The sequence below is a fragment of the Bradyrhizobium sp. GW821-FHT13H05 genome (assembly GCF_058804065.1).
Window position 1 is genome coordinate 1 of record NZ_JBXAPO010000021.1, and the last position, 13,495, is coordinate 13,495.

The following is a 13,495-nucleotide window of genomic DNA, read 5'->3' on the forward strand; positions in this document are numbered from 1 at the left end:
AAGTCTCCAAAAGATTTTGCCGCCGCCAAAACCGAAATCTCTCGATCAGCGAATTAGTGGACTTGCACAATTGCGAGCGCAGCGAAGCAATCCAGACCTTCTCCACGGACGCAGCCTGGATTGCTTCGTCGCAAGTGCTCCTCGCAATGACAGTGAAGCCGTCCCAATCGACTCTCTCGTGTCCCGGCTCTGCAGCGCATCACTTCGTGCTGCGCAGCGTCCGGGGCACGAGAGCGATCAAATGCGCGGGCAGGTTGCAACCACCATCACGATTGGCCATGATGCTCTCAGGAATTGTGGGGCGTGGCATGTCGGCAGCAACGGGGGTCTCCGCAGCGACGGAGAGATCGACGACGGCGCATGTGGTGTGGGCAGCCGCGCTCGGCACCGCGATCGAGTGGTACGACTTCCTGATCTACGGCACGGCGGCTGCGCTGGTGCTCAACAAGCTGTTCTTCCCGAGCTTCGATCCCTTCGTCGGCACGCTTGCGGCATTCTCGACCTATGCGGTCGGATTCGTGGCGCGGCCGATCGGCGGTGCGATCATCGGGCATTACGGTGACCGGCTCGGCCGCAAGACCATGCTGGTCGCGACCATGATCGCGATGGGGCTCGGCACCTTCCTGATCGGCTGCCTGCCGACCTACAGCCAGATCGGCGTCTGGGCGCCGATTTTCCTCGTCATCCTGCGCTTCATCCAGGGCATCGGGCTCGGGGGCGAATGGAGCGGCGCGGTCGTCATGGTCGTTGAGCATGCCGGCAACCGCCGCGGCTTCTACGGCAGCCTGGTGCAGATCGGCTTTCCCGTCGGCGTTGCCGCGTCCACCGGCATCTTTGCGCTGATGACGCAACTGCCCGAGGCGGACTTTCTGAGCTGGGGCTGGCGCATGCCGTTCTGGATCAGCATTCTGCTGGTCGGCGTCGGCTTCATCGTGCGCTTGAGGCTCGCCGAGACGCCGCACTTCAGGGACGTCGTGGAGCGCAAGGAAGTGCTGGCGCAGCCGGTATGGGAAGTGCTTCGTTGCGACTGGCGCAGCTTTCTGCTCGCGGTCGGCATCACGGTGTCGGAAGTCGGGCTCGCTTATCTCCTCACGGTCTTCACCGTGGTCTATGCCACGACCAAGCTCGGCCTGCCGCGCCAGGTGATCCTGAATGCCGTGGTCTATGCCGCGATCGTCGAGTTCGCGACGCTGCCGCTCGCCGGCTGGCTGTCCGACGTCTTCGGCCGCAAGGCGCTGTATCTGGCCGGCGGCGTGTTCTCGGTGGCGCTGGCGTTTCCGCTGTTCTGGTTCCTCGACACCAGGGAGCCCGCGCTCATCACGCTTGCGCTCGTCGTCACGATGACGCTGACGCATGCGCTGCTGTTCGGACCAAAAGCCGCCTTCATGCCGGAATTGTTCCGCACCCAGGTGCGCTACAGCGGCGCGTCGCTCGGCGCGAACGTTGCGGCCGCGATCAGCGGCGGCTTCTCGCCGCTGATCGCAACCGCACTGCTGGCGTGGGCCGGCTCGTACTGGGCGGTCTCGGTCTATATCATCGCGCTGTCGATCATCACGATCGTCGCAACGCTGATGGCGCCGGAGACGGCGCGCGACGCGCTGAAATCCTGAGATCGATCGACGGCGCGCTGCTTCGTCGCGGACGCGCGCCACGCACAACGTTGCGGCAACCCGCATCGCAAGCCTGATCGCGCCTGCCGCGCGAACGGGCCCTCGCGGTCCGGCGCGCCTCCTTGCATACACGTCCTGACGCCTTCTTATGCGGTGCTGCCGAAAGCAAATGCAGCGGGGCGAACCATTAGCCGCGTTTATGCGGCGAATTTTTACTTCCAATTTTACTTCGCAAAATCCCGCCCCTAGCCTCACGCGCAACTGATCACATCGCAGCCGGTCAATGGCGATCGGTGCGGGCGTTTATCGTAACCAACGAGGGTTGCCATGCTTGACAGGGATAAGCGGACATCCACTTCCGTTTCAACGGGGACGGAAACCAAAGCGGACGTCAGATCGACCAAAAAGCTGAGCCGGCGCACGCTGTTGAAGGGTGCGGCGGCAGTCGCAGGCGCAGCCGCAGGAGCGGATGCGATCGGCGGCTTCCCGACCATCTGGGCGCAGGAGATCAAGGACATCGAGCTGCGCCATGTCGGCGTCTCCTATTCGGTGGTGAAGGCGATCGGCGACCAGGCGGCCAAGGATCTCGGCTTCAAGGTGACGATGCAGAACCTCGACACCTCCGCCGCCATCAACCGCTTCATAAGCCAGCCTAATACGGTCGATATCGCCGATCTCGAGGGCTGGCAGGCCAAGCTCGCCGCCAAGCGCAGCGTGATCCAGGGCATCGAGGTCAAGAAGATCAAGGAGTTCGACAACATCCTGCCGATCTTCACCAAGGGCGAGATCGACGGCCACAAGATCCCGCGCCAGGGCATCTCGCCCTACGAGGCGATGTATATCGCCAAGCCCGACTCGACCGATTTGCATGACGGCGTCACCGAATGGGCGACCTTCCTGCCGCAGGTCTACAACGCGGACTCCATCGGCTACCGCCCCGATCTCGTCGGCCACGAAGTGACCGAGTGGAAGGATCTGATCGATCCCAAATTCAAGGGCAAGGCCGCCATCCTCGACGTGCCCGCGATCGGCATCATGGACGCCGCGCTCTGCTTCGAAAGTGCTGGACTGATCAAGTACGGCAACAAGGGCAACATGACCAAGGAGGAGATCGACTTCACCTGCAACAAGCTGATCGAGCTGAAGAAGCAGGGCCAGTTCCGCGCGACCTGGACCACCTTCGACCAGTCGGTGCAGCTGATGGCGGCGGGCGAAGTGGTGATCCAGTCGATGTGGTCGCCGGCGGTCGCGGCCGTTCGCGTCAAGGAAATCCCCTGCGTCTACGCGCCTGTCAACGTCAAGAACGGCAAGGAAGGCTATCGCGGCTGGTGCAACGGCATGGGCCTGATGAAGCATCTCTCCGGCAAGAAGCTCGATGCGGCCTACGAATATCTCAACTGGTATCTGTCGGGCTGGCAGGGCGGCTTCGTCGGACGCTACGGCTACTACAGCCCGGTGCCGTCGACGGCCAAGAAATTCCTCACCGCGGCGGAATGGGACTTCTGGTACGACGGCAAGCCGGCACCCGCGGTGATCAACGATCCCTACGGCGTGCCGATGGAGAAGGTCGGCACCAAGCGTGACGGCGGCTCGTTCCTTGATCGCGTCAAGAACATCTCGTGCTGGAACACGCTGATGGACGAGGCCGCCTACATGAACAAGCGCTGGAATGACTTCAAGGTGGCGTGAAACCTGCTTCCCCTGATGTGGCGAGGCACCGGCGCGTGAACCGCGCCGGTGCGAGAAGACCGACTTCGAGGCCGATATGCAGCCAAGTGCAAGTCCCGCTCAATCTCCGCCACGCACCAATCTCGCCGGCTGGCTCTACGTATCGCCGCTGGTGCTGGTGCTGGTGCCGTTCTTCGTGGCGCCGATCCTGGTCGTGCTGGCCGCGAGCTTCTTTGCCACCGACGGCTTCGGCGGGCTGACGCCGGGCTTTACGCTGGCAAGCTATGTCGAGGTGCTGCATTCGGCGCTGACGCTGAAGCTGTATCTGGCGACAATCAAGTTCACGGTGCTGACCTGGGTCTTCACCCTGATCATCGGCTTCTTCGTCGCCTATTTCCTTGTCTTCCACGTCCGCAATCAGCTGCTGGCGATCGGCCTGTTCCTGCTCTGCACGGTGCCGTTCTGGACCTCGAACATCATCCGGATGATTTCCTGGATCCCGCTGCTCGGCAAGGAAGGCCTGATCAACCAGGCGCTGCTCGCAACCGGCGTGATCCGTCAGCCGCTGGAAGTGCTGCTGTTCTCCGACCTTGCAGTCGTCATCGCCTATGTCCACCAGCTCACGATCTTCATGATCGTGCCGATCTTCAATTCCATGGCGCGGATCGACAAGAAGCTGATCGAGGCCGCGATCGACGCCGGCGCCAGCCGCTTCGACATCATGCGCCTGATCGTGGTGCCGATGTCCAAGAGCGGCATCGCGCTCGGCACCATCTTCGTGGTCTCGATCGTGATGGGCGACTTCTTCGTGGTCAAGGTGATGTCCGGCGGCGGCTCGGCCTCGGTGGTCAGCGCGTTCTACGAGGACGTCGGCGTGCTGCAATATCCGACCGCGGCGGCGAGCGCCGTGCTGCTGACGCTGGTGCTGGTCGCGATCGTCTCGCTGATTTTGCGCACCGTCGACATCAGGCAGGAGATCACGCGATGAGCGCGGTTCTCGCCGATATGCCAGAAGCGGTCGCGCCCGCGACCACCAAAGCCATCGCGCCCAGCAAGGGTGGCCGGCCCTGGACGTTCTACGTGCTGGCGACGCTGTTCGCGGCTTACGTGATTGCACTCTACGGCCCGATGTTCTGCATCTACATCCTGTCGTTCCAGGACATCCGCGGCGGCCTCGTCTTCCCGATGAAGGGGCATTCGCTCCATTGGTTCGTCGATCTCTTCACCCAGGTGCGGACCGGCGACGTCAAGGGCTCGTTCGACCGCTCGATCAAGCTCGCGGTCATCGTCACCGTCATCACGGTGGTGGTCTCGTTCCTCGCCGGCCTCGGCTTCCGCAAGCGCTTTCGCGGCGACACTGTCGTGTTTTACATGATGATCGGCAGCCTGGTCGCGCCGGGCCTCGTGCTCGGCCTCGGCACGGGACTTCTGTTTCAGGCGCTCGGGCTCAACGCGAGCTGGTACACCTCGGCGCTCGGCGCGCAGCTGTCCTGGACGCTGCCGTTCGGCGTGCTTGTGATGTTCGCGGTGATGTCGCGCTTCAATCACGTCTGGGAGGAGGCGGCCTACGATCTCGGCGCCAGCCGCTGGCAGTCAATCCGGCTGGTGATGATCCCGGTGCTGGCACCCGGCCTTGTCGCGGTGGCGCTGTTCGGTTTCACGCTGTCTTATGACGAGTTCGCCCGCAGCCTTCAGACCGCGGGCTCACTCAACACGCTGCCGCTGGAAATCTGGAGCATGACGCTGAACGTCACCTCACCCTCGCTTTACGCGCTCGGCACGGTCACGACCATCGTCTCCTTCATCGTCATCGGTGCGAGCCTCGGCAGCATCGTGCTGATCCAGAAGAAGCGTGGCAGTCGGGCCAAGGGTTGAGCAAGGGTTGAGCTTGGAATGAAGAACGATCGCGGCGATATCGAACTGGCAGGCGTCTGCAAGAGCTTTGACGGCGTCACCAATGTGGTCGACGGTGTCAATCTCAGGATCGCCGACGGCGCCTATTGCTGCTTCATCGGTCCCTCCGGCTGCGGCAAGACCACGATCTTGCGCATGATCGCCGGCCATGAGGATCCGACCGCCGGCGAGATCGTGATCGGCGGGCAGAACGTCGTCGGGCTCGCGCCGGTGCAGCGGCGCACGGCAATGATGTTCCAGTCCTACGCGCTGTTCCCGCACCTCACCGTGCGCGAGAACATCGCCTTTGCCTTGCGGGTGCGGGGCCAGTCCAAGACTGATCGCCTGCGCGCCGCCGACGCCATGATCGAAAAGGTGCGGCTGACGCAATTCGCCGACCGCCTGCCGGCGCAGCTGTCCGGCGGCCAGCAGCAGCGGGTGGCGCTGGCGCGCGCGGCGATCACCGAGCCGCGGGTGTTGCTGCTCGACGAGCCGCTGTCCGCGCTGGACGAGCAGCTCCGCGTGCAGATGCGGCAGGAGTTACGGCGGATGCAGCGGGAGCTCGGCATCACCTTCATCCATGTCACGCACACCCAGCTCGAGGCGATCGCGCTCGCCGACCTCGTGGTGGTGATGGAGCAGGGCAAGATCAAGCAGGCCGGCGCGGCGCGCGACGTCTACGCTCACCCCCATGACCGCTATGTCGCCGAATTCATGGGCGGCCAGAACGTGCTGTCGGGCCGGGTGGAGAAGGTCAACGGCGCGAGCTTTACCCTCGCGCAAGCGGCGCCTGATGGCATCGAGGTTCCGCTTCAGGCGCGCTCCAACGTCAGCGTCGGCGACAAGGTGGATATCGCCGTGCGCCGCGACGATGTCGCGCTGGTCAGGCCGGGCCGGGAGTTGCCGCCGGGCTGCACCACGTCGCTGCCGAGCCGCGTGCTCGCGATTGAATACCAGGGCTATTTCGTCAAGGTCATGCTCGACACCGTGCCGGACGACGAGTTCGTCGCTTACGTGCCGGAAAAGACTTTCTTCGCAGATCCCTTCACCGTCGGCGACGTCGTCATGGCCACATGGGCCACCGGCAGCGCACTTCCACTCGCCTAAACATCCGTCGCGCACAGGAGTATGACCGTGCAGATATCCTTCACACTCAACGGCCGGCCCACCACCGTGGACGTCGAACCGGCGACGCTCGTCGCCGAGCTGCTGCGCGAGCAGCTCAACCTCACCGGCACCCATATCGGCTGCGACACCAGCCAGTGCGGCGCCTGCGTGGTGCATTTCAACGGTCTTCCCGTGAAGAGCTGTACGCTGCTGGCCCCCGCGCTCGACGGCGCGACGCTGCTGACGATTGAGGGTCTGCAAGGTGCGCCCGGTTCGAACCAGATGCATCCGATGCAGGAGGCCTTCCGCGAGCATCACGGCCTGCAGTGCGGTTTCTGCACGCCGGGCATGCTGATGACCGCGGTGGCGCTTGCCGCCGAGAAGCCTGATCTCACCGAGGCCGACGTCCGCCACGGGCTGGAAGGCAACATCTGTCGCTGTACCGGCTACCAGAACATCGTCGTCTCGGTGATGGCAGGCGCGGCCGCCATGAACGCCGCCAAGGGAGAGTGACCATGGGCAATGTGATCGGGATCGGCGCCTCACCGAAGCGGAAAGAAGACCAGCGCTTTCTTACGGGACGTGGCAATTACGTCTCCGACATCAAGCGTCCCGGCTTGACGGCGGGCGTGTTCGTGCGCTCGCCGCATGGCCATGCGATCCTGCGCGGTATCGACAAGAGCGCGGCGCTGGCCTCGCCCGGCGTCATCGCCGTTCTGACCGGCGACGACGTCAAGGTCGACGGTCTCGGCTCGTTGCCCTGTGGCTGGGGCATTAGCGACGCCAAGGGCGTGCCGATGAAGGAGCCGCCGTTTCCGATGCTGGCACAGGGCAAGGTGCGCTTCGTCGGCGATATGGTGGCTTTCGTCATTGCCGAGACGCCGGAGCAGGCCAATGCCGCGGCCGAGCTGTTGACCATCGACTACGAGGTGCTGCCCTCTGTGGTCGGCGTGCTCGAGGCGGTCCGTCCTGGCGCGCCGCAATTGTTCGACGATGTGCCGAACAACATCTGCTGCGACTGGGAGCTTGGTGACAAAACCGCGGTCGAGACCGCATTCCGTAAAGCCGCGCATGTCGCAAAGCTCAGCCTCGTCAACAACCGCCTGATCGGCAATCCGATGGAGCCGCGCGCGGCGATCGCCGAATACGAGCCGGGCACGGACCGATTCACACTGTGGACCACCAGCCAGTTCCCGCACGTCGTGCGCTTCCTGATGGGCGCGCTGGTGTTGAATATCCCGCAGCACAAGCTGCGTGTTGTCGCGCCCGATGTCGGCGGTGGTTTCGGCGTCAAGCAGTTCCACTATGGCGAGGAGGCCGTGATCACCTGGGCGGCCAAGCGCGTGAAGCGGCCGATCAAGTGGGTGGCCAGCCGCTCCGAGGGCTACGTCTCCGACCGCCACGGCCGCGATCACGTCACCGAGGCCGAGCTGGCGCTCGACGAGACCGGAAAGTTTCTCGCCTTTCGCGTCAACACCCTCGCCAATATGGGCGGCTATCTCTCGACCTTCGGGCCGAACATCCCGACCAATCTTTATGGTCCGCTGCTCGGCGGCGTCTACACCACGCCCGCGATCTACTGCAACGTGAAGGTCGTCTTCACCAACACCGTGCCTGTCGACGCCTATCGCGGCGCAGGCCGGCCCGAGGCGACCTTCGTGCTGGAGCGCATCGTCGATGTCGCAGCCAGCGAGATGGGGATCGACCGCGTCGAGATCCGCCGCCGTAACATGATCCCGAAGGAGGCCTATCCGTATCAGACGCCGGTGCTGGTGCAGTACGATTCCGGCGATCCGATGGGATGCCTCGACGGCGCGCTGGTTGCGGCCGACGTCAAGAACTTTGGCGTGCGCAAGGCGGCCTCGGCCAGCAAGGGCAAATTCCGCGGGCTCGGCTACTCCACCTATGTCGAGGCCTGCGGTCTTGCGCCGTCGCGCTTCGCGGGGCGGCTGGGCGCGCGCGGCGGTCTTTACGAGAGCGCCACGGTGCGCGTGCATCCGACCGGCCAGGTGACGGTGATGATCGGCACGCACAATCACGGCCAGGGCCACGAGACGACGTTCGCGCAGATCGTCTCGGAGAAGCTCGGCGTATCCTTCGAGAATGTCGACATCGTGTTCGGCGACACCGACCGCGTGCAGTTCGGCATGGGCACCTATGGTTCGCGCTCCCTCGTGGTCGGCGGCGCCGCGCTGTCGAAAGCTACGGATAAGGTCATCACAAAGGGCAAGAAGATCGCCGCGCATCTGCTCGAGGCGGCCGAAGTGGATATCCAGTTCGAAGCCGGAAAATTCTCGGTCGCGGGCACGGATCGCACCAAGACGTTCGAGGAGATCGCGGGCGCCGCCTACGTGCCACACAATTATCCGCTCGAAGTGCTGGAGCCGGGACTGGAAGAGCAGGCCTACTACGACCCCGTCAACTTCACCTATCCCGGCGGTTGCCACATCGCGGAGGTCGAGGTCGATCCGGAGACGGGAACGGTGACGCTGGTCAACTACACGGCGGTGGATGATGTCGGCACGGTCATCAACCCGATGATCGTCGAAGGCCAGTTGCATGGCGGTATCGTGCAAGGTGTCGGCCAGGCGCTGTTCGAGAACGCGGTCTATGACGAGGGCTCCGGTCAGCTCCTGTCGGGCTCGCTGATGGATTACTGCATGCCGCGGGCCGATCACATGCCGATGATGAAGGTCGAGACCCACTCGACGCTCTGCACGCACACGCCGATGGGCGTGAAGGGGTGCGGCGAAGTCGGCACCATCGGCTCGCCGGCCGCCGTCATCAATGCGGTGGTCGATGCGCTGTCGCATCTCGGCGTCACCCATGTCGACATGCCGGCGACGCCGAACCGGATCTGGCGCCTGCTGCAGAATGCGTCGCTACCGGTTGCCGCGGAATAGGGAGGACAACAATGAAGCCGTTTGCCTATCACCAACCCGAACAAATTCCCGACGCGGCCAAGCTGCTGACCTCGATCGAGGACAGCAAGCTCGTTGCCGGCGGCATGACGCTGATCCCGACGCTGAAGCAGCGATTGGCCAGCCCCGTTGCGCTGGTCGATCTTTCCAAGCTCGGAAACATGAAGGGCATCACCGACGACGGTGCCACCATCACCATCGGGGCGATGACGCCGCATGCGGTTGTCGCGGCCTCGAAGCTCGTGCAGGCGAAAATCCCCGGGCTCGCCGCGCTGGCCGCGATGATCGGGGATCCAGCCGTGCGCAGCCGTGGCACCATCGGCGGCTCAGTTGCCAACAACGATCCCGCGGCGGATTACCCGGCTGGCGTTCTCGGTCTCGGTGCCACCATCCTCACCAGCACGCGCGAGATCGCGGCGGACAAGTTCTTCCTCGGTCTGTTCGAGACCGCACTCGAACCCGCCGAGATCATCACGGCGATCCGCTTTCCGGTGCCGGTCAAGGCCGGCTACGCAAAGTTCAAGGCGCCGGCGTCGCGTTATGCGCTGGTCGGCGTGTTCGTCGCGAAATTCGCCGATGGTGTCCGCGTCGCCGTAACCGGCGCGGGTCCCGGCGTGTTCCGCGTGCCGCCGATGGAGGCGGCGCTGTCGGAGAATTTCGATCCGTCCGCGATTGCGGCAATCAAGATCGATAACGACGGCCTCACCTCCGATATCCACGCCGAAGCCGATTACCGTGCACATCTCGTCACGGTTATGGCCAAGCGCGCCGTCGACGCGGCGCTCAGCTAACTTCTTAGGGTTGATGATGACTGATGGTTCCGGCCGAGCGGCCTTTCCGCCGGCGCCGACTGGCCTTGGCGCGCTTTCTGCAACCGAGCTGATGGCTGGCTACCGGCGCAAGGCGTTCACCCCGCGCGATGTCGTCGACGACACCATCGCCGCGCTCGAGGCGACGCATGAGGCCTGCAACGCGGTGGTCACGCCGATGTACGAGCAGGCGAGGGCGGATGCCGACCGCCTTACCCGGGAGATGCGCGCGGGCGAAGCCAAGGGACCGCTCGCCGGCGTGCCTGTTACGATCAAGGACCTCGTCTTCGTTGCGGGCGTTCCGGCTTATGCCGGCTCGCCGATGAACAAGACGTTCGTGCCCGATGTCGACGCCGCGGTGGTCGCGGCGCTGAAGGCATCAGGTGCGATCGTCACCTGCAAGACCACGACTTGCGAGTCCGGCTACAAATTGACGGCCGATAGCCCTGTCACAGGCACGACCCGAAACCCCTGGAATCCCGGCCGCACCAGCGGCGGATCGAGCGGCGGCGCGGCCGCCGGTGTGGCCGCCGGCTGCGGCCCGATCGCGATCGGCACCGACGGTGTCGGCTCGATCCGCGTGCCGTCATCGTTCTGCGGTGTGTTTGGGCTGAAGCCAACCTTCGGCCTCGTGCCGCGCTCGCCCGGCTTCTCGCCGCCGTCCTGGGCGTCGCTCGCCCATACCGGGCCGATCACGCGGACGGTGGCGGATGCCGCGCTGACGCTGGAGATCATCGCTGGCTACGACGTGCGCGATGCCGCAAGTCTGCCGGTGGCGTCGCGGCGATTCGATGCGAATGCGGCCTCGTTGAACGGCATCCGCATCGGCGCCAGCGTCGATCTCGGCTACGCCGCGGTCAGTCCCGATGTGCGGGCGGCCTTCAACAAGGCGCTCGCCATTCTCGACTCCTGCGGCGCGCAGGTCTCCATGGATGGTCCGGGTCTTGATCCCGGCATTCTGGAACACACGCTGAAGCCGATTGCCTTTACCGAGCAGGCGGCTGCCGTCGCGACCAAGACGACGGCCGATCTCGCAAGCTCCGAAGCCGACTACCGCGACGTGATCACGACCGGCCGGCACTACAGCGGCACCGACTATATCGAGGCCAGCTATCGCCGCGGTCAGGCACGCAATGCGTTCGTAAAGCTGTTCGAGCGCGTCGATGCGCTGGTAACGCCGACGGTTGCGGTGACGGCGTTCGAGGCCGGCCAGATCGGTGTCGGCAAGATCGACGGCCGCGAGGTCGATCCGCATCTCGGCTGGTCGCCCTTCACCTGGCCGATCAATCTCGCCGGCCTGCCGGCCGCAACGCTGCCGTGCGGCTTCGATCGCGACGGAATGCCGATCGGCCTCCAGATTGTCGCGCCCTGGCTCGACGAACCCACGATCTTCCGCATCGCCGCGGCGTTCGAAGCGGCGCAGCCCTGGGCAAAGTTCTGGCCGCAATTGGCGCTACGCCAGAAAGCGTAAGCTACGACAGCTCGATCGGCGCGCCGCGGCCGCTGAGCTCTTCGTCGAGGCGCAGATAGTGCGCGAGGTAGTCGTGCAGGGCGGTGGCCGCCTTCGAGGTAGCGCCGCTCGATTTGTAGAGCAGCAGCTCGATCTTCGGCAGCGGCGGCAAGCCCTCGTTGGGGCCGATCTCGCGCATCGCCGGCACCAGCGCGCTGCGGCCGAGCACGGTCACGGCCATGCCGGCGAAGGCCGCGGCCTGCAGGCCGCCGACGCTTTCGCTGACGCATGCGATGCGCCAGCGCAAATTCGCGCGCTCCAGCGTGTCGATGGCGTAGTCGCGATAGATGTTGCCGGGCGGCAATAGAGCCAGCGGGATCGGGCGTTCCTGGTGCGCAGCGGACTGCTCGCCGGTCATCCAGACCAGTTGCTCACGCCGCACCACCTGGCCGCCGGTGAAATCGTTCATGCGGGTGACGAGCGCGATATCGACGTCGCCGCGCTTGACCAGGCCGACCAGCGGCGTCGAGAGCGCACAGTTGAGCTCGACCTGCACGCGCGGAAAGGATTTTCGGAACACGCTGAGGATCGAGGGCAGCATGAACGCGGCATAGAGATCGGGCGTGCCGAGCACGACCTGGCCCTCGATTTCCTGGGAGTCCAGTTGCGAAATCAGCTCGTCATGCAACCTCAGGATGGATTTGGCGTAGGTGAGAACCGTGGTCCCGTCGTCGGTCAGCGTCAACCGTCGGCCGGCATGCTCGAACAATTGCTTGCCGGTGAGCTCCTCCAGCCGCTGCAATTGCAGGGTGATCGCCGGCTGGGTGCGGCCCAGCCGGCGTGCGGTCTCGGTGATGCTGCCGGTCTCGACCACCGAGATCAGCGACCGGAGCATGCGGATGTCGAGACTGATGAGGTTCATGCGGCGTCCATGTCGCCCAGAATTTATGCAAGTTCCATGCTACGGGGCGCAGTCCCCGGTCGTTCCCTACCTCGATCGAGGCGCTGTCGCGGCCGATTTCCCGGCCGGCCGGCCCTTGCGCACCGAATTCCAGAAATTCTCAGCCGCCCGCGTCATGCGGGCCCGCGCGCGAAACAGCGAGACGCTGATCGGGATGTCCCATTCGGCGCCGCCCGCGCGCAGCAGGCGGCCGCTGTCGAGGTCGGCGCGAACGAGGCTCATCGGCGCCCATGTCACGCCGCGGCCTTCGCGCGCCATGTCGATCAGCAGCATGACCGGTGCGGCGAAGCCGGGGACGAGCCAGGCTGCTGGATCCTTCGTCGCCAGGAACGATGTGACCAATCGGCCCACGCCCGAACCCGGGTGGTAGGCGAGATAGGGCAGCGGCGCTCCGGATGCGCCGGGCAGGGCGTAGCGGGGCTGTGCCTTCTTGCCGCTACGTCCAGCCCGGCCTGGCTTTGCAGCCGGCGCACTGATCGGGATTAAAACGTCGGTGGCCAGATCGATGCGCTGGAAGCGGTCCATGTCGAGGCGGCTCACCAGCGACGGATGATAGTGCGCGAGCATGAAATGAGCCTGTGCGTCCAGCAGCAGCTTCTCGCAGCCCGCGAAATTCGAGGCGACAAGCTGGACGGCCGTGCCGGCCCGCGCGCCGTCAGAGTTGCGGATCCATTCCGGAAAGAAGGTCTGCGACAGTGAATGCGTAGCGGCGAAGGTGATGGTCTCGGCTTTCAGCCGCGCCACTTCGAGCGCTTCCTCCCGTCCGACCAGGACCCGGCGCAGCACGTCCTCGGCGACGGGACGAAAGCTTTCTCCGGCTGCGGTGAGGGTGATCGTATGGGTCGAACGTTCGAACAGCGGCGTTCCCAGCCACTCCTCGAGCGATTTGATGCGGCGGCTCAGCGCCGGCTGGGTCACGTGCCGTCGCTCGGCGGCGCGGGAGAACCCGCCCTCGTCGGCGATGGCAAGGAAGTCCTCCAGCCAGACCAGGTCCATAATAACGTTTTGTCCTCAAATCATACCGATACGGCATTAGCGCCTGACACACCGCTGGTCCAATGTAAACGGCATCGTAA

Annotated in this window: 11 protein-coding genes; 9 read left to right on the forward strand and 2 right to left on the reverse strand. The window is 64.7% G+C overall.

Translation table 11 applies throughout. The annotated features are described in order from the left end of the window. Positions 1 to 308 precede the first annotated feature (308 nt). The 9 genes from AC1RR3_RS35940 (at position 309) to AC1RR3_RS35980 (ending at position 11,479) form a co-directional block, all read left to right on the forward strand. Positions 309 to 1,610, forward strand: a complete 1,302-nt coding sequence (locus tag AC1RR3_RS35940) for an MFS transporter (protein WP_492829616.1) — start codon at positions 309 to 311, stop codon at positions 1,608 to 1,610. A gap of 327 nt (positions 1,611 to 1,937) precedes the next feature. Beyond that, entirely contained in the window at positions 1,938 to 3,299 is a 1,362-nt protein-coding gene (locus AC1RR3_RS35945; protein WP_492829617.1) for an ABC transporter substrate-binding protein, read from the forward strand. Between the two features lie 76 nt (positions 3,300 to 3,375). Beyond that, positions 3,376 to 4,266 (forward strand): ABC transporter permease, encoded by an 891-nt coding sequence (locus AC1RR3_RS35950; protein ID WP_492829618.1) that lies wholly within the window; start codon positions 3,376 to 3,378, stop codon positions 4,264 to 4,266. After that, entirely contained in the window at positions 4,263 to 5,153 is an 891-nt protein-coding gene (locus AC1RR3_RS35955; protein WP_492829620.1) for an ABC transporter permease, read from the forward strand. Before AC1RR3_RS35950 ends, AC1RR3_RS35955 begins: the two co-directional genes overlap by 4 nt. Positions 5,154 to 5,171: 18 nt before the next feature. Then, on the forward strand, positions 5,172 to 6,278 hold the full coding sequence (locus AC1RR3_RS35960) for an ABC transporter ATP-binding protein (protein ID WP_492829621.1): 1,107 nt from the start codon (positions 5,172 to 5,174) through the stop codon (positions 6,276 to 6,278). A 21-nt stretch (positions 6,279 to 6,299) separates the two neighbouring features. Further along, positions 6,300 to 6,791 (forward strand): (2Fe-2S)-binding protein, encoded by a 492-nt coding sequence (locus AC1RR3_RS35965; protein ID WP_492829623.1) that lies wholly within the window; start codon positions 6,300 to 6,302, stop codon positions 6,789 to 6,791. Between the two features lie 2 nt (positions 6,792 to 6,793). Next, a complete protein-coding gene (locus tag AC1RR3_RS35970) occupies positions 6,794 to 9,181 on the forward strand; it encodes a xanthine dehydrogenase family protein molybdopterin-binding subunit (protein ID WP_492829625.1) in 2,388 nt (795 codons plus the stop codon). A gap of 11 nt (positions 9,182 to 9,192) precedes the next feature. After that, complete coding sequence (locus AC1RR3_RS35975) at positions 9,193 to 9,990, forward strand: FAD binding domain-containing protein (protein ID WP_492829626.1); 798 nt, start codon at positions 9,193 to 9,195, stop codon at positions 9,988 to 9,990. Positions 9,991 to 10,006: 16 nt separating this feature from the next. After that, positions 10,007 to 11,479, forward strand: coding sequence for an amidase (locus AC1RR3_RS35980; RefSeq protein WP_492829628.1), 1,473 nt, complete (start codon positions 10,007 to 10,009; stop codon positions 11,477 to 11,479). Between the two features lies 1 nt (position 11,480). Here AC1RR3_RS35980 and AC1RR3_RS35985 read toward each other — a convergent pair whose 3' ends face one another. Beyond that, positions 11,481 to 12,380, reverse strand: coding sequence for a LysR substrate-binding domain-containing protein (locus AC1RR3_RS35985; protein ID WP_492829629.1), 900 nt, complete (start codon positions 12,378 to 12,380; stop codon positions 11,481 to 11,483). A 66-nt stretch (positions 12,381 to 12,446) separates the two neighbouring features. Next, on the reverse strand, positions 12,447 to 13,415 hold the full coding sequence (locus tag AC1RR3_RS35990; RefSeq protein WP_492829631.1) for a LysR family transcriptional regulator: 969 nt from the start codon (positions 13,413 to 13,415) through the stop codon (positions 12,447 to 12,449). Positions 13,416 to 13,495 lie beyond the last annotated feature (80 nt).